We start from the raw sequence: 20333 nt of genomic DNA on the forward strand, positions 1-20333 counted from the left end.
GACGCGGCGCCGGCGACGGCGGCCGGGTTGCGGCATCCGCCGCCCTCAGTGGTTCAGGACGATGAGGAGGATGCCGGCGAGCACTGCGGCGGCGCACACGCTGAACGAGCCGTACGCCCCGACGAGGGCCAGACGCTTCTGCCCCTCGGTGAGCGGATTGCGCTTGGCCGACTTCGCCGCGGCCTTCTCCGCCCGGCGCGCCTCTTTCTCGGAGATGACCGTGATGGCGTCGGTGAACTCCGCCGGGGCGACCACGGGAGGGCGCCCCGCACGCACCAGCAGCCGAAGACCCAGCGCGTAGAAGCCGACCACGAGCACCGCCGCGATCAGCGCGGCAGCGAAGACCTCGACGAAAGCGATCCAGTCGATGGCGATCATCGCGCGCCTCCATCCTTCGACGACGACTTCTCGGCGGCCTTCGCGGCCTTGGCCGCCTTCTTCGCGGCTGATTGCTCCGCGGCACGGGTGCGGGCCTCCGCGCGGGCGACGGCTCGCTGCCGGGGCGTGGGCGGCGGGTTCCGCTTGACCTTGACCGCGCGTCCGGATTCGGCGACCTCGCTCATCGCGTTGCCGGCGGTGACCTGGTCGCGGCGGGAGCGCAGGTACAGGAAGAGGATGATCGCGACGGCGAGCACCGCGTCGATCATGATGCCCCAGAAACCGAGCCACACGACCACGAGCGCGGCGAGCGCTCCCACACCGCCCGCGGCGGGAAGCGTAAGCACCCAGCCGATCATGATGCGGCCCGCGGTGCGCCAGCGCACGTGGGACCCGCGACGGCCGAGCCCCGAGCCGATCACCGAGCCGGAGGCGACCTGCGTGGTCGACAGCGCGAAGCCCAATGCACTCGAGGCCAGGATCGTCGCCGCAGTCGAACTCTCGGCGGCGAAGCCCTGCGCCGGCTTGACGTCGGTCAGCCCCTTGCCGAGCGTGCGGATGATGCGCCAGCCGCCCATGTAGGTGCCGAGTGCGATCGTGATGGCGCACGCGAAGATGACCCACGTCTGCGGGTCGGCCTGCTCCGGCGACTGCCACCCCACCGTGATGAGGGCGAGGGTGATGACGCCCATCGTCTTCTGGGCGTCGTTGGTGCCATGCGCCAGCGCCACCAGCGACGAGGTGAAGATCTGCCCCACCCGGAAGCCGTCGCGCCCGTCGGGCTTGTTGTCGTAGCGCCGGGTGAGCACGTACGCGAGCTTGGTGACCGCGAAGGCGATGATTCCGGCGGTGACGGGAGCGATGAGGGCGGGGAGGATCACCTTGGACATGACGACGCCGAAGTCGATCGCCATGAAGCCGACCCCCACCAGGGTCGCACCGATGAGGCCGCCGAACAGCGCGTGCGACGACGACGAGGGAAGGCCGAGCAGCCAGGTGAGCATGTTCCACGTGATGGCGCCGATGAGGCCCGCGAAGATGATCGCGGGGAAGACGGCTGCCGAGATCTGATCCTCCCGGATCATGCCGCCGGAGATCGTCTTGGCCACCTCGGTCGACAGGAACGCGCCGACGAGGTTCAGCACGGCTGCCAGCAGCACGGCGGTCTTCGGCTTGAGCGCCCCTGTCGCGATGGGCGTCGCCATCGCGTTCGCGGTGTCGTGGAAGCCGTTCGTGAAGTCGAAGAACAACGCCAGCACGATCACCAGCACGATGATGAGGGTTGCGGTTTCCACCGGTCGCTTTCCGTGAGGGGATGTGGATGCCGACGAGATCGGCGCGACGAACGAAGAGTTCACCAAGTGTTCAGGAACCGGCAACCGGCCAGACAGAATCTTACATCGGCGGCCGCGCGATACCACCTGACCGATGTGGCGGCGCGGATCGCCCTCGACTGCTCAATCCGCTGCCGCCGCCGCCCCGAACAAGCAGGGGACGCACGCGCGTCTGCGACGGAAGAGGGCGGCACATGCGAATGGGGATCCGAAGGGCGCGCTTCTGGTTGCTCGCTGCCGGAGCGGGCGTCGTGTCGGCGGCGGTGCTGCTGGCCACCGCCGAACTCATGGCCCTTCTGGTTGCCCGCGACGCGAGTCCGCTGCTGGCGGTCGGCTCCTTCGTGATCGACATCGTGCCGCAGCCGCTGAAGGAGCTGGCGATCAGCACCTTCGGAGAGTACGACAAGATCGCCCTGCTGGCAGGCCTCGGCCTGGCCGTCGTCGTCGCGTCGGCCATCGCGGGCGTCGTGGAGTTCGCGCGGCCGTTCTGGGGGGTCGCGCTCCTCACCGTCGGTGCTGGCTTGGCGGCCGCCGCGATCCTGACGCGTGCGGGCGCGACGACCTTCGCCTTCCTGCCCCCGCTTGCCGGCGGTGCGGCCGGCGGCGTGATGCTCTGGCTGCTGGCGAGGCGGCTGCGCGCGTGGCGCGAGGCGGCCTCCGCCTTCGCGCGTGCGGACGACGACGCTGAGGCGGATCGCTCCGCCGCTGGCGAGGCGGCCACGGGGCCGAGTCGTCGAGCCTTCCTCACTCTCGCCCTCATATCGGCAGCGACGGCGGTCGTGGTCGGTGTCGGAGCGCGCGCGATCGCTGCCGTGACGAGCTCGATCGCCGGCATCCGCGATGCTCTTCGCCTGCCCGCGCCCCGATCGAAGGTCTCCGTCCCGGACGGTGCGGAGTTCGACGTGCCGGGTCTCTCACCGCTCATCACGCCGAACGCGGACTTCTACCGCGTCGACACCGCCCTGACCGTGCCCTCCATCGACCCGCAGGCGTGGCGACTTCGCATCGACGGCATGGTCGAGCAACCTCTCGAGCTCACGTTCCAGGAACTGCTGGACCTCGGGCTCGACGAATACGCGATCACCCTGACCTGCGTCTCGAACGAAGTCGGCGGAGGACTCGTGGGCAATGCGATCTGGTCGGGCGTACCGGTGCGTGATCTGCTGCGGCGTGCCCGGCCCGTCGGCGGTGCCGACATGGTGCTCTCACGCAGCACCGACGGCTTCACGGCGAGCACACCGTTGGAGACGCTCACCGACGACGGGCGCGACGCGATCCTCGCCGTGACGATGAACGGGGAGCCGCTGCCCTTCGAGCACGGATTCCCGGTGCGTATGGTCGTTCCCGGTCTGTACGGCTACGTCTCGGCCACCAAGTGGCTCACGCAGCTCACCGTGACGACGTTCGAGAAGGACGAGGCGTACTGGACGCCTCGGGGGTACAGCGCGAAGGCGCCCATCAAGATGTCGTCGCGGATCGACACCCCGCGCGCGGGCACGCCGATCGAAGCCGGTGCCACGATGGTCGCCGGCATGGCCTGGGCACAGACCATAGGGATCGAGCGCGTCGAGGTGTCGATCGACGACGGTGACTGGCAGCAGGCTGAACTGTCTGCTCCCCTCAACGCCGACACCTGGGTGCAGTGGCGGCTGCCGTGGGAGGCGCCCACGGGAACCCACTACGTCAGGGCGCGCGCGGTCGACAAGAACGGCACCGTGCAGATCCAGGAGCGTGCCCCGATCGCTCCCGACGGCTCGACGGGCTGGCAGAGCCTGCTCATCACCGTGCGCTGAGCCGGTGCCCGAGGCCTCGACTAGCGTGGGGGTGTGACCGTCGACGACTCGCTTGCCACAGCATCCACCCTCCCTCCCGCACCGATCGCCGAGACCCGCCCGGCCGTCCGCTCCCACCACGGCGACGACGTGGAGGACCGCTACGAATGGCTGCGGGCCAAGGAGGACGCCGTCGTCATCGCCCACCTCGAGGCCGAGAACGCCTACACCGAGGAGCGCACGGCGCACCTCGCGGGGCTCCGCGAGCGCATCTTCGAAGAGATCAAGGGCCGCACCCTCGAGACCGACCTCTCGGTGCCGACCCGGCGCGGGCAATGGTGGTACTACGGACGCACGGTGGAAGGCAAGCAGTACGGCATTCAGTGCCGTGCACCGCTTGCGTCGCCCGACGACTGGACGCCCCCCGAACTCGCTCCCGGAGCCGAGGTGCCCGGCGAGCAGATCCTCCTCGACGGCAACGTCGAGGCCGAAGGACACGAATTCTTCTCACTGGGCAGCTTCGAGGTGTCCAATGACGGCACCCTGATGCTCTACGGCGTCGACGTGGCCGGCGACGAGCGCTACACGGTGCGCGTGCGCAACCTCGTCACCGGCGAGCAGCTGCCCGACGAGATCCCCGAGACGTTCGCGGGCGCGACGTTCTCACCCGACGGCCGGTTCATCGTCTACACGACCGTCGACGACGCGTGGCGCCCTGACACCGTGTGGCTGCACGAGCTGGGCACGCCGGTCGGCGAGGACGTGAAGCTCTTCCACGAGCCCGACGAGCGCTTCTGGGTCGGCGCGGGTTTCACGCGCAGCGATCGCTATCTCATGATCGGGCTGGGCTCGTCGATCACGTCGGAGGAATGGCTGGTGGATGCCTCCGACCTCCGCTCCGAGCCGCGCGTGGTGTGGCCTCGCACCGAGGGCGTCGAGTACGAGAGCTCCCACGCCGTCATCGACGGCGAGGACGTGCTGTTCGTGCTGCACAACGACGGCGCCCTGGACTTCGAGCTCGTGCGGGTGGCGGCATCCGCCCCCGCCGGCGAACGCACCGTCGTGATCCCCCACCGTGCCGGCGAACGGCTGCTCGGCGTCTCGACCTTCCGCGACTGGGGCGTGCTCGGCTACCGTCGCGGCGGGCTGGCCCGCCTCGGTCTGCTCGACTACGCCACCGGTGAGGTGAGCGAGATCGAGTTCGACGAGCCGCTGTACTCGGTGGGATCGGGCGGCAACCCCGAGTGGGCGCCCCCGCTGCTGCGCCTGGGCTACGGCTCGTTCGTCACTCCCGGCACCGTGTACGACCTCGATGTCGCCACGCGCGAGCTGCATCTGCGCAAGCGCCAGCCCGTGCTCGGCGGCTACGAGCCCGGCGACTACGCGCAGTCCCGGGTGTGGGCCACCGCACACGACGGCACGCAGATCCCGATCTCGCTGGTCTACAAGCCGTCGTTCGGCGAGATCGGCAGCGCGCCGCGTCCCCTGCACCTGTACGGGTACGGGTCGTACGAGCATTCGATCGAGCCAGGCTTCTCGGTGGCCCGCTTGTCCGAGCTCGACCGCGGGGTCGTCTTCGCGGTCGCCCACGTGCGCGGCGGGGGCGAAATGGGGCGCCAGTGGTACGAGGAGGGCAAGCTCCTCCGCAAGCGCAACACCTTCACGGACTTCGTCGACAGCGCCCGGCACCTCGTCGACGCCGGCTACACCACGCCTTCGCAGCTGGTGGCAGAAGGCGGCTCGGCGGGCGGGCTCCTGATGGGAGCCGTTGCGAACCTCGCTCCCGAGCTGTTCGCGGGGGTGCTGGCCGACGTGCCGTTCGTCGACGCCCTCACCACCATCCTCGACCCGTCGCTGCCGCTCACTGTCATCGAGTGGGACGAGTGGGGCGACCCGCTGCACAACGCCGACGTGTACGCGTACATGAAGTCGTACTCGCCGTATGAGAACGTGCGGACGGATGCCACCTACCCCAAGATCCTCGCCGTGACCTCGCTCAACGACACCCGGGTGCTCTACGTCGAACCGGCGAAGTGGGTGGCACGGCTGCGCGAGGTCGGGGCCGACGCACTGCTCAAGTGCGAGATGGTGGCCGGCCACGGCGGCGTCAGCGGGCGCTACAACGCGTGGCGCGAGCGCGCGTTCGAGCTGGCGTGGCTGCTCGATACGCTCGGCGTCGCCGACGCCTGATCCCCACCCACGGCCGAGCGGCGGCTATCCAAGCGAAAGTGGGACACGCTTCGCGGAGCTGCGACTTCGGACCTCGGAGGGCTGCGTTTGAGCCTGACCTCGAGGATCGGGGCTTCCTCAGGCTTCGGGAAGCCGGGAATGTCGATCTCGCCAGCGGGTCAGGCCTGACCGGGGCGCCAGCCCGCGCGGATCAGAGCGTCGCGAACTTTTGCAACGGCCGGGCACCCACCGTCGCGCATGTGGTGATTCAGGATGCGAACGTGATCCCACCCCAGCGCGCGGATCAATTCCCAGCGGTCAGCATCTCGCGCGAACTGTTGCGGGTCCTCTGCGTGCACTCGCCCGTCATACTCGGGCGCGACGCGCCAACGCAGGTAGGCGAGGTCGGCCTCGGCCACAGCAGTCCCGCGATGGTCACGAAGAGTCCAGTTGATCTCGGGCTCGGGAAGACCTGCCCGCACCAGGAGCAGTCGAAGTCGAGTCTCTCGCGGCGAGCGCACCCGTCCCCGCACATGTGCGAGCGCTCTGCGCAGGAGCCCGCCTCGGAGGTCGCCCATCGCCTCGACCTCCCCGACAAGGTCTTCGACGGACGCCATCGGTGAGCGTCCTCGATCGGAGATCAGGAACTCGGCCGTCGCGATGAGATCGTCGAGCGCCCACAACGCGCCCGCTTGCCGCCAGGCTCGCACGGGATGCTCGATCGGGAGCCCGTTCGCGAGGATCAGCGTGGCGGGCTCACGCTGCTGCAGCCGATGCCCGACGACGCCAGATGTTCGCGGTTCGTGAGCTGGGCGGTGGGCCGAAACGTGGACGGCCGGGCGATACGGCCACTCGGGCGTCGGCGCCCCGATGAGGCCGAACACGGTCTCGTGACTGAAGAACTGCCACGGCGCCAGGCGGGGCGCATAGCCGAGGCAGGCTTCGACAAGCGTCGAGTCGGGGACCCCGACCAGTGCACGAACACCATGAAAGGGTGGGCGGATGTCGCGGCGGGTGAGCCGAGACGGCGAAACCCCGAGGGCGACCGCCTGGGAGACACTGAACAGGGTCGAAAGTTCTGACGGTAGAGGCGAGTGGCGCGGCATATGCCCACTGTCGCTCGTTCGGCAGAGGCCTCAGGTCGTACGGCGGGGATCTGTGAACGCCCCATCCCAGCGGGCCATCTGGGGAGGAAGAGGGCACACCAACCGCCTGCGGGAGCGGCGGTTCCCGGGGCTCAGCCGAAGAGCGCGGCGGCCTCTTCGTAGCGGTAGAGGGGCACGGTGTTGAGCTCGCCGAGCGCCTCGGCGAAGGGCACCCGCACGATGTCGGTGCCGCGCATCGCGACCATCTGCCCCCACGCGCCGTCGACGACCGCGTCGGCCGCGTGCAGCCCCAGGCGGGTCGCGAGGACCCGGTCGAAGCCCGAGGGCGACCCCCCGCGCTGGATGTGGCCCAGTACCGTGGAGCGCGTCTCGATGCCGGTGATGCGCTCGATCTCGGGCGCGAGGACCTCGCTGATGCCACCGAGACGCGGGCGGTTGAAGGCGTCGAGGCCCTTGTCGCTGAAGGCCTCGTCCATGCCGGTCAGCGTGAAGCCCTCCGACACGACGACGAGCGGCGCGCGCCCCCGGTCGTGCGCCTTGGTGACCTGCGCGCAGATCTCGTCGATCGACATCGGCACCTCAGGGATGCAGATCGCGTGTGCGCCGGCGGCCATGCCCGCGTGCAGCGCGATCCAGCCGACGTGGCGGCCCATGACCTCGGCGACCATGCAGCGCTGGTGCGAGTCCCCGGTCGTGCGCAGGCGGTCCATCGCGTCGGTGGCGATGTTCACCGCGGTGTCGAAGCCGAACGAGTAGTCGGTGGCGCGCAGGTCGTTGTCGATCGTCTTGGGCACGCCGAGCACGTTGATGCCGTCGTTCGCGAGCCGATTCGCTGCCGCGAGAGTGCCCTCGCCGCCGATGGCGATGATCCCGTCGAGGCGGTGGCCGTACATCGTCTTGGCGATGTTCTCGGCACCGCCGCGAGGACCGTCGTACGGGTTCGTGCGACTGGTGCCGAGGATCGTCCCGCCGACCTTCGACAGGCCCTTGACCTCGTGGCGCGTCAGCGGAAAGAAATCGCCGTCCACGACGCCCCGCCAGCCGTCGCGGATGCCGACGAACTCGAGGTCGTACGACGTCGTCCCCTTGAGCACGACGCCACGGATGACCGCGTTCAGCCCGGGGCAATCGCCGCCACTCGTCAGGATGCCGATCTTCATAGCTCAAGTTCCTCGCTGTCGGGTGAAGAGAGTCGGCGACGCTGCCTCACCCGACATTAGTGCCGGATGCCGTGGCCTGCCACACGGCGGAAACGCCAGGAGGACGCGCGCCCGGACCGGCGCACGTCCTCCTCGTGGTCTCGCAGTGGCTATGCCGTCCCGAGCGCCTGACGTGTCAGGTGCATCAGCGCCGACAGCTGCACGGAGTCGCTCGACTGCGGGTCAACGGCCTCGCCGTCGAGTGCCCGCTGCGCGAGCCCCTGCTTGGAGTCGATCAGCTCGGCGATCTTCGTGTCGATCGTGTGCGCGGCGATGATGCGCCACGCGGTGACCGGCTCGTCCTGACCGATGCGGTGCACCCGGTCGATCGCCTGCGTCTGCTCGGCCGCCGTCCACGACAATTCGGCGAGCACGACGTTGGAGGATGCCTGCATGTTGACGCCGACACCGGCGGCGGTCAGCGAGCACACGGCGATCCCGACGTCGGGGTCGTTGTTGAACGCGTCGATCGCCTCCTGGCGAGCTGTGGTGGTCTGGTCGCCGCGCAGCGACACCGTCTTCAGACCCGCCCCCGCGAAGTGCGCCTCCGCGGCGTCCATGACGTCGATGTGCTTGGCGAAGAAGACCACCTTGCCGACCGAGCGCTGCAGCTGCGCTGCGTAGTCCGCAGCGAGCAGGGCCTTGGCCTGGCCGATCTTCCGCACCATCGTGAACACGTTCTCGGAACCGGTTCCCGCGGCCTTGGACTCTTCGAGCTCGTTCTGCGCGACGAGGCGCACGATGTCGGCATCCACTTCTCCCGGCGCCAGCCCACGATCGCCGCGAGCCTCGATGATGCGCCGGTAGCGAGCAGCGAGGCGCTCGCCGAGCTCGCGCTCGGCCTGCCGGATCGAGCGACCGAACTCGTCGTCGAGCTCGACGGGCAAGTCGGCGATCAGCTTGTCGGGCAGGTCGGCTGCGACATCCTTCTTCTTGCGGCGCACGATGCCCATCGAGATGACGGCGTTGCGCGCTTCGGGATAGAACGCCTTGTCGGCTGGGGTGAGCCCCGTCTCGTCGAGCTTCTCCATGAGGGCGGGGCCGGGCTTCTCGCCCGTGGTCCAGCCCAGGAACCGCCAGATGGCGTCGAAGTCCTCGACGTCGTTGATGAGCGGGGTGCCGGTGAGGGCGAGCAGCAGCGGGTTGCTGACCTGTTCCCGGATGCGGGTGGCCAGGGCCAGCACGTTCTGCGAGCGCTGCGACGTGAGGTTCTTGATGAAGTGGGCCTCGTCGACGACCATGCCCTTCAACCCGAGCGAGCTGAGCCAGGAAAGGTGTCGATCGAGGATCTCGTAGTTGACGATGAACACGTCGGCGAAGGCGTCGATGTTCTCGCCGTCCCCGTGGATCACGGTCGCCCGTCGCTGCGGTGTCCAGCGCTCGACCTCGCGAGCCCAGTTCATCTTGACGACGTTCGGTACGACGGCCAGCAGCGGGTAGGCGCCTGCGACGGATGCCGCCAGCACGGACTCCGCGGTCTTGCCCAGGCCCGGCTCGTCGGCGAGGAGGAACGATCGGTGACCGGTGCGCACCGCTTCGAGGAAGCGCGACTGGTGCGGCATGACTTCCAAGCCCTTGGGCGACACATGGTCGAACTCGGGCACTTCCGGCAGGTCCATCGACGCCGCCCCGCCGCCGGCTCCGGTCTCGAAAGCCTTGTACAGCGGGCCCATGAGCTCCCAGCTGTCCAGACGCCGGCGTGGAGTCTCTTTGGGGGCGCGGAGAGCCAGGTCCGGAGCGAGGAAGGGATTGGCGAGCTGGCGGGCCTCGACCTGCGGCGGCACGACCTGACGCTCGGCGAGGGCTGCGGGAACGACGGGCACGGAGACGGGCGCGAGGTCGGTGATGATGAGCTCGTCCGGCGGCAGTTCCGCACCGGACTCGAGCAGCCAATCACGGCGCATGCGCCGGGCGACCGGCGAGGCGGCCTGATCGACCTCGAGCAGCTGGATGAGCGAGGTGTCGCGCGCGGCGGTCTTCGCGAGGATCGTCGCCACGCCGTCGAGGCGCTTGAGCAGTTCGGCGCGCACGGCGTCGGTCAGCTCGGTGTCGGCCTTGACCCGGGCGCGCTCCTCGCGCACCAGGAAGGCGATGACCTGGAACTTGACACGGTTGGTCGGTCCGAGCTTGCCGCGCTGGGCCTTCGCCTCGACCTCGCGCACCTTGCGCGCGAGGATCGGGATGATCGGAGCCTCGTCGTCGCGACGTGCGGACGAGGTCTTGCGGCGACGCTGCGCCGTCTGGGGTGCCGTGGTCGGCATGCTCCTCCTGAGCGTGAGTGCCGGATCGGGGCCGGCGATGATCGGATGATGACACCGATGGTTGTGCGTGCTCCCGCGGGCGGCGCGCACGCCGTCACGAACGCGGGATCGGGGTTGATCGTCGACGGCCGCGGGCACTCGCTTCTGCGAGCTGCGACGTCGTCAGCGGTCTTCCTTCGCCCATTCTAAGGGGAAACGGCCCGTATCCGGGGAAGGTGCAGCGAAGACAGCGCCTCTCAGCCCCAGAGGGTCGCGACGACATCCTCGGTGTAGCCCTCGGGCGAGAAGTTGATCCACGCCGTGGTGACGACCGCTCCCTCACCCAGGTAGTGCGTCTCGCCGCGCGTGTACTCCTGGTCGTCGAGAGTGATGCCGCGCTGTTCGATGCGGCAGATCGTGCCATCGCCGAGCGCCTCGCAGCCGAACCCGGCCGCCGGCAGAGCTGCCGCGATCGCGTCGGCCTGACCCGCGTCGACCACGGTGACGTTCGTCGCCAGTCCGAACTCACTCGGCTGGCCCCACGAGCAGCGGATCGTCGGCGCACCGCTGTGGATGATCTCAAGCAGATCGGCGCTCTCGGTCGAGAGCATCGTCACGCCCGGGTCGTTCAGCGGCGGGTTCGCGGCCTGCAGCTGCGCGAGCATGTCGGCGGAGTAGATCTCCTCGCACGACTCCGGCAGTGCGAAATCCGCGTCGGGAAGCTCGGTCTCGATCGGACTGAACGACGGGTCGGGCGTGGGAGCCTCGAGGGACGTCGTCGACGCCGGCGAAGGCGTCTGCCCCGGTTCCGGCTGACATCCGGTCGCCATCACCGACAGGGTCGCCACGGCTGCGAACATCAGTACGACCCGCCCCGCCGAACTCCGAGCATGGAACTGCATGTGACCTCCGGTCTCGCGTGATCCGAGCCTACGTCGCCCAGGCACGCCGCGCGACGAGACAAGCCGCCGCGCGACGAGACACGCCGCGGCAGCCACGCGGGGGGCACCTGACGCCTCAATCCGAGCCGGCGTACGCCCTCTGCCACTCGAAAAGAGTATGAGGGTCGTCGGTGACGATGCCGTCCACGCCGAGCGCGGTCACCGCGTCCCAATGCGCGTCATCGTTGAGTGTGTAGACGACGACGCGAGCATCGACCGCGTGCAGCTCATCGACGATCCCGGGGCGGGCGAGCACGGCTTTTCGACTGACCACCACGCCGCGCGCATCCGCTTCGGCCACCGCGCTGACGACGTCGGACGGCAGGTGCTTGAGGATCAGCAGGCGCGACACGACGTCGGACGCCGCGGCGGCCAGGGCGAGAGAGCGCGCGTCGAAGCTCGCGAGGGCCACCCGGTGCTCGAGATCCCTCGCAGCCACACCGGCCAGGGCGGCGTCGATGGATGCGGCATCCCACTCACCCTTCAGCTCGACGATCGCCCGCCCGCCGGACGGCGCGAGCGCGTCGAGGAATTCCTCGAGGGTGGGCACCCGCGTTCCCGCATAGTCCGCGGAGAACCACGACCCGGCATCCAGCTCACGCACCTCCGCGAGGGTCAGCTCGGCGACGCGGCCGTGGCCGTCCGTGGTGCGGTCCACCGTGGCGTCGTGCATGAGCACCGGATGCCCGTCGAGCGTGAGAGCCACATCGACCTCGACGTAGTCGAACCCGCTCGACAGCGCGGCCGCGATCGCGGGCAGCGTGTTCTCGGGAGCGTTCGCCGCGCCACCGCGGTGGCTGGCGATGAAGGCGGCGTCGCCGGGAGTGCGCGTGTCGCCCAGCAGTTCGCGCGCGCTGACGCGCGACGGCGCGGCCGCGAGCACGGCGATCACGAGACTCGCCGCCGCGAGCACGCAGACGACGAACAGGGCGTGGGTCCGGTCGCCGGGGCGTTCGGAAAGAGCGGAGTCGGGCATCGGGCATGTCCTCCGGGTGGTGCACCACGTCCTCGTCGACGTGGTGCCGACCACTCTACATGCGCCGTTACCGTTTCGTTACTCTTTCTGTCGGAGTCCGACGATGGCGTCCCACAGGGCGTCCGCGACCTGCCGCTTGGTGCCCGTCGGCGCCGCCACGACCTCGCCCGCGCCGTCGAGGATCGTCAGCGCATTGTCGTCGGACTCGAACCCCTTCGACCAGCCGACCTCGTTGACCGCGAGAAGGTCCGCCCCCTTGCGCGCCGCCTTGCGGCGTCCGCGCTCGAGCAGCGTCTCGCCGTCGCCGGGGGTCTCGGCCGCGAACCCGACGATCGTCTGCCCCTCGCGCCGCCGGCCGACCAGGCCCGCGAGCAGGTCGTCGTTCTCGACGAGATCGAGTGTGATCCCGCCGTCCGGCGCCGTCTCCTTCGTACGCTTGCGCGGCGACACCTCAGCCACGCGATAGTCCGCCACGGCGGCCGCCATCACGACGACCTCCGCGGCCTCGGCGGCCCCGGCCAGCCGCTCCCCGAGTTCGACCGCAGTTCCTGCGCGCTCGACGGTGATGCCCGGACGAGTGGATGCGGCGGCGAGCACGCCATCGTCGACATGAGCGGCGATCAGCCGCACATCTGCACCCCGGTCGGCGGCGGCGAGCGCCACCGCGACGCCCTGCCTTCCGCTGGAACGGTTGCCGATGAAGCGCACCGGGTCGATCGGCTCGCGCGTGCCGCCCGCCGTCACGACCACCCGCAGACCTTCGAGGTCCCGCCGCGCGGCGCCGGCTGCGGACAGCGCAGCGTCGAAGATCGCCTCGGGCTCCGACATCCGTCCCGGTCCGCTGTCCCCGCCGGTCAGTTCGCCGTCGTCGGGACCGACCATGATCACGCCGCGCTCGCGAAGTGTCGCGATGTTGTGCACCGTCGCGGGGTGTCGCCACATCTCGGTGTGCATGGCCGGGGCGACGACGACCGGTGCCGTAGTGGCGAGTAGGGTCGTTCCGAGAAGGTCGTCCGCGAGTCCCGCGGTCATCCTCGCCAGGGTGTTCGCCGTCGCGGGCGCCACGATCACGAGATCGGCCGCCTGGCCGAGCGCGACGTGGCGTACGCGTGCGACGTCATCGTGGACGGAGGTGGTCACCGCGTGGCGACTGATCGCCTCCCACGTCGGGAGGCCGACGAACCGCAGGGCGTCGTCGGTCGGCACGACATGGACCTCGTGGCCCTCCTTCACCAGGAGACGCACGAGCTGCACGGTCTTGTAGGCGGCGATCCCGCCCGTGACTCCGACAACGACGAACATCCTCCGATCTTGGCACGACCCCGGATCGCGACAGGCAGGAGCTCTCATATGTGCACGGTCGTCATCCGCGTCCCGGCGGCGGCAGACGAGCCCGTCCGCCTGCTGGCCATCCGCGACGAGGACCCCGCTCGGCCCTGGAACCCCTTCGGGCGCTGGTGGCCCGAGCCGCACGCGGGGATCATCGGCGTGCGGGACGCGCGTGCCGGCGGCGCGTGGCTCGCGGCGGATCCCGAGACGGGGCGACTCGCCGTACTGCTCAACCGCGCGGATGCCTCGACCCGCCCGGCGTCCGAGCTCGGATCCCGCGGCGGCATCGTGCTCGAGTCGGTCGCCGGCCGCTCCCCCCACGGCGAGCCCGCGACGCACGGGTTCAACCTCGTGGAGGTGGAGGGGCCGAGAGCGCGCGTTCTGACCTGGGACGGCGCCACCCTGCGCTCGGTCGATCTCACGCCGGGCACCCACATGATCGCGCACGACGACGTCGATGACCCTGCGACACCGCGGATCGCCGAGTGGCTGGACGACTTCCGCGCCGCCGAGCCCGCCGATGGCGAACGATGGTGGATGCCGTGGGTCGACGTGCTCGAGAGGTCGGCCGCATTGGGCAGCACCGATGACCGCGCGATCATCCGCGACAACCGCCCGCACGGCTACCCGACCCTGTCACTCCTCGCGTGCGTGGCGACGGTGTCGCCACACGACATCGACGTGCACTACGGCGAGCTGACCGAGCCCGGCCACTGGGGCGGTGGCCTCGAGCTCGCCTGACCCGCCTCGCCACCGGCATCCCCATCCCCATTCCCGTCTTAATCCCCGGCTCCGGTCCTGGGTCGCCGGACACAGAATCGGATCCGTAGGAGCGGATGGTCGCCTCGACGCGCCGTCGCCGGATGCCGCAGCGCGGCGTGTCGCGTGCCCCGTCCGCACCAGCGGATCCGATTCTGTGTGCGGCGGGCGGAATCTCTGGCGTGGGCGAACCCGCACCCGGTACATTCGCGATGATGAAACTCTCGGCCAAGGCCACCGTGGCGGGGTCAGCGCTCGTTGTCGGCGGCCTCGTCGCCCTCGCCGTTCCGGCCGTCGCGTCGGTCCACAGCGAACTGTCCTCCTGGGCGGTGTTCAGCCCCGAGCCAGAGCCGACCGCTTACGTGGGCCTCACTCCCGCGTCGGACCGCGAACCCACCGCGGAACCCATCAAGGACCGCACCCACGGCGACTGCGAGCTGCTGTACTACCCGGACGGCGGGATCAGCCCGGCACTCGAGGCTCCTATCGACACCGGAGTGCGCGAGTTCGCCGCGGGCACCGTCGAGCTAGTCGACGGCATCCCGACGCTCTACACGGTCGCTGCTGGTGACGCGATGGCCGGGATTGGAACCCGGTTCTGCACCTTCTCGCCCGGCATCTTCTACTTCAACGACGTTCACCTGCAGGGCACGATCCAGCCCGGTGACGTGCTGCGTCTGCGCTAGCCCCACCAAGCGTTGAAGGCCCCGCTTCCCACCTGGGAGGCGGGGCCTTCGCTGTCCCCGCCTAGTCAGTCATCCCCGACCGGACCCAGTTCTGCACGCGCCAGACCACGTCGTAAAGGTTGAGCGGGGCGAACTTGCAGGCGTCTCACCGCTGGCCGAACCGGGCGGTCCAGGCGGGGATGCGACTGCAGCAGCGGTCAAGATCAGACCAGACTCTTGGTGTGCCAGATGGTCTTCGTCTCGGTGAAGGCGGCGATGCGCTGCAGGCTCGGAGCCGCGGCATCCGTCCCGTTCTCGGGAGGGAGCACCCGCGTCAGCGTCTCGGCGGCAGCGATCTGCAGATCGACCCAGTCGAGGTCGCCGGCGCCGACGAGATCGAGCGCGTGCACGTCGGGATGTGAGGCCAGCCACGGCGCGAGCTCCGCGGGCGAACCGGTCAGCATGTTGACGACACCGCCGGGCACGTCGGATGTCGCCAGCACCTCGGCGAGCGAGATCGCTGACAGCGGGTAGCGCTGCGCGGCCACGACGACGACCGAGTTGCCCGTGACGAGCGCCGGCGCGATGGCCGAGACCAGGCCGAGGAGCGCGGTGTCCTGCGGCGCGATGACCCCCACCACACCGGTGGGCTCGGGCACCGAGATGTTGAAGTAGGGCCCCGCGACGGGGTTGCCGTTGCCGGCCACCTGCCCGAACTTGTCGCACCAGCCGGCGTACCAGACCCACCGATCGATCGCCTCGTCCACCTCGGCAGTCGCAGCGGACGTCGACACCCCGGTCTGCTGCACGATCTCGTCGACGAACTGCGCGCGGCGACCCTCGAGCAGTTCGGCCACGCGGTACAGCACCTGACCGCGGTTGTACGCGGTGGCCCCCGACCAGCCCTTGACGGCGCCGCGAGCGGCCACGACGGCATCCCGCGCGTCCTTGCGGGAGGCCAGCGCCGCGTTCGCCAGGAACGCGCCCTTGTTGGAGACGACCTCGTACGTGCGGCCCGACTCGCTACGCGGGAAGGCGCCGCCGATGAAGAGCTTGTAGGTCTTCGGGACGCTGAGTCGCTTGCTCATGCGCGCGCTCCCTTCAGGTAGGCGGCGAGTCCGTGGCGGCCGCCCTCGCGGCCGTACCCGGATTCCTTGTAGCCGCCGAACGGCGACGACGGATCGAAGCGGTTGAAGGTGTTCGCCCACACCACGCCGGCGCGGAGCCGGTCGGCGACGGCGAGGATGCGTGATCCCTTGTCTGTCCAGATGCCCGCGGAGAGGCCATAAGGCGTGTTGTTCGCCTTCTCGATGGCCTCGGCTGGCGTACGGAAGGTGAGCACCGACAGCACCGGTCCGAAGATCTCGTCGCGCGCGATGCGGTGGCTCGCCTGCACGTTCGTGAAGATGGTCGGAGCGAACCAGAACCCGTTGTCGGGAATGACGCAGTCTGCGCTCCAGCGCTCTGCGCCCTCCTCCTCGCCGATGCGGCTGAGCTCGCGGATGCGCTCGAGCTGCTCGCGAGAGTTGATCGCACCGATGTCGGTGTTCTTATCGAGCGGATCCCCCAGGCGCAGCGTGGAGAGCCGCGTCTTCAGCCGGTCGACGACCTCGTCGTGGACCGACTCCTGCACGAGCAGGCGGCTGCCGGCGCAGCACACGTGGCCCTGGTTGAAGAAGATGCCGTTGACGATGCCCTCGATCGCCTGGTCGATCGGGGCGTCTTCGAACACGATGTTCGCGGCTTTGCCGCCGAGTTCGAGCGTGAGCTTCTTGTCGGTGCCGGCGACGGACTTCGCGATCTCGCGTCCGACGCCCGTGGAGCCCGTGAAGGCAACCTTGTCGACATCGGGATGCCGCACGATGGCCGCACCGGTCGGCCCGGCGCCGGTGACGATGTTGACGACGCCCGGCGGCAGGTCGGCCTGCTGCAGGATCTCGGCGAAGATGAGAGCCGACAGCGGAGTGGTCTCGGCGGGCTTGATGACGACGGTGTTTCCTGCGGCGAGCGCCGGCGCGATCTTCCACGCGAGCATGAGCAGCGGGAAGTTCCACGGGATCACCTGGCCGGCCACGCCCAGCGGCTTCGGGTCGGCCCCGAGGCCGGCGTAGTCGAGCTTGTCGGCCCAGCCTGCGTAATAGAAGAACCAGGCGGCGACCAGCGGCACGTCGACGTCGCGACTCTCCTTGATGGGCTTGCCGTTGTCGAGGCTCTCTGCCACGGCCAGTTCGCGGGCGCGCTCCTGCACGAGCCGGGCGATCCGGAACAGGTACTTGCCGCGGTCGCGACCGCTCATCTTCGACCAGGTCTTGTCGAACGCCCGGCGGGCGGCGCCGACGGCGGCATCGACATCCGCGTCGCTCGCCGAGGCGATCGTGGCGATGTGCTTCTCGTCGGCGGGCGAGATGGTGGCGAACGATTCGCCCGACCCCGACCGGAAGTCGCCGTCGATGAAGAGCCCGTACTCGGGCTTGAGTGAGAGGACGGCCCGGGACTCGGGCGCCGGTGCGTATTCGAGGAAACTCATGTGTGTCTTCCGAGATCGGGAATCAGTCGCCTGGCTGCGACTCAGTCAATCGTCACGTAGTCGGCCCCGGAGTAGTGTCCGGTCTTCAGCTTCTGGCGCTGCAGCAGCACGTCGTTGAGAAGGCTGGATGCTCCGTACCGGAAGAGGTGGGGCTGCAGCCATTCCTCCCCCACGGTCTCAGCCACGGTCACGAGGTACTTGATCGCGTCCTTGGAGGTGCGGATGCCGCCCGCGGGCTTGACGCCCACCTTCTCGCCCGTCGCACGATGCCAGTCGCGCACGACCTCGAGCATCAGCAGCGTCACCGGCAGCGTGGCCGCCGGCGACACTTTGCCGGTCGAAGTCTTGATGAAGTCCCCGCCGGCGAGGATCGCCAGCCACGACGCGCGCTTGACGTTGTCGTAGGTGTTCAGCTCGCCGGTTTCGAGGATCACCTTGAGCGACGCGTAGGTGCCGTCTTCGCGGCGGCACGCATGCTTGACGCGCGCGATCTGATCGAACACCAGGCCGTAGCGGCCCGAGAGGAACGCGCCGCGGTCGATCACCATGTCGATCTCATCAGCGCCGTGCGCGACCGCCTCCGCCGTGTCGGCGAGCTTGATGTCCAGTGACGCACGTCCGCTCGGGAACGCCGTGGCGACCGCGGCTACCGAGACGCCGCCCTCGTCCGGGTCGCCGTGGGCGCTGCCGAGGGCTGCCACGGCATGCGGCACCATGTCGCCGTAGACGCAGACGGCGGCGACCCGCGGACAGGTCGGGTCCGACGCATCCGGGTTCAGTGCCTTCGCGACGAGCGACCGGACTTTTCCGGGTGTGTCGGCCCCCTCGAGGGTCGTGAGGTCGATGAGCTCGATGATCTTGTCGAGCGCCCACGCCTTGGAGGTCGTCTTGATGGAGCGGGTGCCCAGGCCGGCTGCGCGCTGGTCGAGACCGACGGCATCGACGCCTGCCAATCCGTGCAGATAGCGCCGCAGCGTGGTGTCGTCGGGCTCGCCGCCGAGCAGCTCGACGGCCCGCTCGGGCAGCGTCTGCAGATCGGTCCGGCTCATTGTTCTCCCTCAGTCGTGTGGCTCGGGTGAGGGCGAGGACGCCTCACCCGGTCTTGTTCGCCGGTGCGTGCTGCACGGCGGTCGCCTTCGAATGCCGTAGCAGTACGATCACGCCGATCCCGACGACCACCGCGAACGCGATGCTCAAGGTGGTGAAGGCGAACCAGTTCTCGTCGAGCGCCAGCACGATGGCCGCCGCAAGGACTGCGATCGCCGCCGCCGCAAGCTTGGAGGCGGACTTCAAGCCTACCCCGGGGGTCAGCCGCCCGGCGGGCGCATCGCCCCTCGCGAGGATCAGGTCGGCGAACGCGTCGAGCGTCGCCAGCAGCGAGGCGGAATATGCGACAGCGCAGCCGAGCGCGCCCCACAGATTGACGGGGTTCGCGGCCGCCGTGTCGGCGGCGAACAGCTCCAGCGGATTCACGCCTCGATCGTAGGCGCGACAGGGGCCGCCGGTCTATGGCACGGCGGTTCAGGACAGCTCGCGCCGCACTCGCGCGACGTCGTCGGTGATCTGCGCGATGAGAGGCTCCACGCCCTCGAACGCGACCATGCCGCGGATGCGCTCGACGAACTCGACGTCGACGGTGTGGCCGTACAGGTCGAGGTCGGTTTCGTCCAGCACATAGGCCTCGACCTGCAGCACGTCGATGTCGTCGAACGTCGGGTTGGTGCCCACGCTGATCGCGGCGGGGTAGCGCACGCTGCTGCGCGGCTGCGCCGACCCGTCACCGCGCGCGCCCGCGTCGATCAGCCAGCCCGCGTACACGCCCTCTGCCGGGACGAAGCCCTCCAGGTCGGCAGCGAGATTCGCGGTGGGGAAGCCGAGGTCGCGCCCGCGCTTGAGGCCGTGGACGACTTCCCCCCGCACCGCGTGCGGGCGGCCGAGGAGCCTGGCGGCACCGGCCACGTCGCCCTCGGCCAGCAGGTCGCGCACCCATGTCGACGACACGCGGCGCCCCGCGTCGATCGCCCGGACATCGTCGATCACGTCGACCTCGAACCCGAACTGGGTGCCGAGCTCGCGCAGCAGCGCCGGGTCGCCCGCTCCCCCGCGCCCGAAGCGGAAATCGGCTCCGACGAGCACGATCCGCACACCGAGGGCTCCGACGAGCACATGCTCGACGAACTCGCGCGCGCCGAGGTCGGCCAGCGCGCGGTCGAACGTGAGCATGAGAGTCGCGTCGACGCCCGCATCAGCGAGCAGCTGAAGCTTCTGGTTCGCACCTACCAGACTGTCCGGGCAGATCTCGGGCCGCAGGAGGGCGAGCGGATTGCGGTCGAACGTCACGGCCACCACGCGAGCGCCCGCGGCCTCGGCATCCACCCGGGCGCGGTCGATCACGGCGCGATGTCCCGAGTGCACACCGTCGAACTTGCCGATCACGACCACCGAGGGGCCGAATCCGGCGGGGACGTCGCCCGGGGCGCGGAAGACGATCACGATCGGACCGCTGCAGGCTCGGTGGCGTGGACGGATGCCGCGGGCCGGTGCGTCACCAGCCACCACAGGCCGAGGAACGGCAGCACCAGCGGCACGAACACGTACCCGCGCCCGAACCAGGACCACACCGAGTCGTGCGCGAAGAGCTCCGGAACGGCGAGACTGAGGGCGCCGACCACCAGCACACCGATGAGTTCGAAGACGATCGCCACCCACGCGACGAGGTACCACCCGCGGCGGCCTGCGAACACGAGGGCCAGCGTCGCGACGATGTAGACGACCGCCGACACCGCCGAGAGCGTGTAGGCGAGCGGGGCCTCATCGAATCGCTGGACGATCTGGACGAAGGACCGGCCGGTGGCGGCGAGCGCCATGATCGCGTACACGATCACGAGCACACGGCCGATTCCGGTCATGCGAGGGCGGGGCGGCGTCGACATATCCC

Annotated in this window: 18 protein-coding genes; 4 read left to right on the forward strand and 14 right to left on the reverse strand. The window is 69.6% G+C overall.

Annotated elements, in window-relative coordinates:
• Positions 1–45 precede the first annotated feature (45 nt).
• Both K0817_RS12210 and K0817_RS12215 read right to left on the reverse strand, forming a co-directional pair.
• Positions 46–378 carry a peptidase gene (locus K0817_RS12210; protein WP_219981791.1) on the reverse strand — a complete coding sequence of 111 codons (333 nt, stop codon included), beginning with the start codon at positions 376–378 and terminating at the stop codon, positions 46–48.
• The gene (locus K0817_RS12215) at positions 375–1673 is read right to left on the reverse strand and encodes an inorganic phosphate transporter (protein ID WP_219981792.1); all 1299 of its coding nucleotides are present in this window, start codon (positions 1671–1673) and stop codon (positions 375–377) included. Before K0817_RS12215 ends, K0817_RS12210 begins: the two co-directional genes overlap by 4 nt.
• A 233-nt stretch (positions 1674–1906) precedes the next feature.
• On the opposite strand from K0817_RS12215, the gene K0817_RS12220 reads away from it, so the two are divergent.
• Together K0817_RS12220 and K0817_RS12225 are read left to right on the forward strand one after the other, a co-directional pair.
• The gene (locus K0817_RS12220) at positions 1907–3505 is read left to right on the forward strand and encodes a molybdopterin-dependent oxidoreductase (RefSeq protein ID WP_253735353.1); all 1599 of its coding nucleotides are present in this window, start codon (positions 1907–1909) and stop codon (positions 3503–3505) included.
• A 33-nt stretch (positions 3506–3538) separates the two neighbouring features.
• On the forward strand, positions 3539–5674 hold the full coding sequence (locus K0817_RS12225; protein ID WP_219981793.1) for a S9 family peptidase: 2136 nt from the start codon (positions 3539–3541) through the stop codon (positions 5672–5674).
• A gap of 158 nt (positions 5675–5832) precedes the next feature.
• Here the strand turns inward: K0817_RS12225 and K0817_RS12230 are convergent, their stop codons facing one another.
• The 6 genes from K0817_RS12230 to coaBC form a co-directional block, all read right to left on the reverse strand.
• Entirely contained in the window at positions 5833–6759 is a 927-nt protein-coding gene (locus tag K0817_RS12230) for a hypothetical protein (protein ID WP_253735354.1), read from the reverse strand.
• A gap of 131 nt (positions 6760–6890) precedes the next feature.
• On the reverse strand, positions 6891–7919 hold the full coding sequence (locus tag K0817_RS12235) for an ATP-dependent 6-phosphofructokinase (protein ID WP_219981795.1): 1029 nt from the start codon (positions 7917–7919) through the stop codon (positions 6891–6893).
• Between the two features lie 149 nt (positions 7920–8068).
• Positions 8069–10219, reverse strand: a complete 2151-nt coding sequence (locus K0817_RS12240; protein WP_219981796.1) for a DEAD/DEAH box helicase — start codon at positions 10217–10219, stop codon at positions 8069–8071.
• Between the two features lie 236 nt (positions 10220–10455).
• Positions 10456–11058 carry a hypothetical protein gene (locus K0817_RS12245; RefSeq protein ID WP_253735355.1) on the reverse strand — a complete coding sequence of 201 codons (603 nt, stop codon included), beginning with the start codon at positions 11056–11058 and terminating at the stop codon, positions 10456–10458.
• Between the two features lie 157 nt (positions 11059–11215).
• On the reverse strand, positions 11216–12115 hold the full coding sequence (locus tag K0817_RS12250) for a glycerophosphodiester phosphodiesterase family protein (RefSeq protein ID WP_219981798.1): 900 nt from the start codon (positions 12113–12115) through the stop codon (positions 11216–11218).
• 78 nt (positions 12116–12193) lie between these two features.
• The gene (gene coaBC / locus K0817_RS12255; protein WP_219981799.1) at positions 12194–13417 is read right to left on the reverse strand and encodes a bifunctional phosphopantothenoylcysteine decarboxylase/phosphopantothenate--cysteine ligase CoaBC; all 1224 of its coding nucleotides are present in this window, start codon (positions 13415–13417) and stop codon (positions 12194–12196) included.
• Between the two features lie 48 nt (positions 13418–13465).
• Here coaBC and K0817_RS12260 point away from each other — a divergent pair, with 48 nt between their 5' ends.
• Together K0817_RS12260 and K0817_RS12265 are read left to right on the forward strand one after the other, a co-directional pair.
• Entirely contained in the window at positions 13466–14185 is a 720-nt protein-coding gene (locus K0817_RS12260; RefSeq protein ID WP_219981800.1) for an NRDE family protein, read from the forward strand.
• 233 nt (positions 14186–14418) lie between these two features.
• On the forward strand, positions 14419–14889 hold the full coding sequence (locus K0817_RS12265; protein WP_219981801.1) for a hypothetical protein: 471 nt from the start codon (positions 14419–14421) through the stop codon (positions 14887–14889).
• 203 nt (positions 14890–15092) lie between these two features.
• Here the strand turns inward: K0817_RS12265 and K0817_RS12270 are convergent, their stop codons facing one another.
• Genes K0817_RS12270 through K0817_RS12295 form a run of 6 tightly spaced genes read right to left on the reverse strand, consistent with a single transcriptional unit; the run spans position 15093 to position 20328 of the window.
• Positions 15093–15956, reverse strand: a complete 864-nt coding sequence (locus tag K0817_RS12270) for an aldehyde dehydrogenase (protein WP_219981802.1) — start codon at positions 15954–15956, stop codon at positions 15093–15095.
• Positions 15953–17395, reverse strand: a complete 1443-nt coding sequence (locus tag K0817_RS12275) for an aldehyde dehydrogenase family protein (protein WP_219981803.1) — start codon at positions 17393–17395, stop codon at positions 15953–15955. The genes K0817_RS12270 and K0817_RS12275 overlap by 4 nt, the downstream gene beginning before the upstream one ends.
• A 41-nt stretch (positions 17396–17436) precedes the next feature.
• On the reverse strand, positions 17437–18444 hold the full coding sequence (gene deoC, locus K0817_RS12280; RefSeq protein WP_219981804.1) for a deoxyribose-phosphate aldolase: 1008 nt from the start codon (positions 18442–18444) through the stop codon (positions 17437–17439).
• A gap of 43 nt (positions 18445–18487) precedes the next feature.
• Positions 18488–18868, reverse strand: coding sequence for a hypothetical protein (locus K0817_RS12285; RefSeq protein ID WP_219981805.1), 381 nt, complete (start codon positions 18866–18868; stop codon positions 18488–18490).
• Positions 18869–18916: 48 nt separating this feature from the next.
• The gene (locus K0817_RS12290) at positions 18917–19888 is read right to left on the reverse strand and encodes a bifunctional riboflavin kinase/FAD synthetase (protein ID WP_219981806.1); all 972 of its coding nucleotides are present in this window, start codon (positions 19886–19888) and stop codon (positions 18917–18919) included.
• Positions 19885–20328 (reverse strand): hypothetical protein, encoded by a 444-nt coding sequence (locus K0817_RS12295; RefSeq protein WP_253735356.1) that lies wholly within the window; start codon positions 20326–20328, stop codon positions 19885–19887. Before K0817_RS12295 ends, K0817_RS12290 begins: the two co-directional genes overlap by 4 nt.
• Positions 20329–20333 lie beyond the last annotated feature (5 nt).

Origin of the sequence: Microbacterium sp. HD4P20 (genome assembly GCF_019449275.2) — a bacterium.
In the GTDB taxonomy this organism is placed as follows: Bacteria; Actinomycetota; Actinomycetes; order Actinomycetales; family Microbacteriaceae; genus Microbacterium.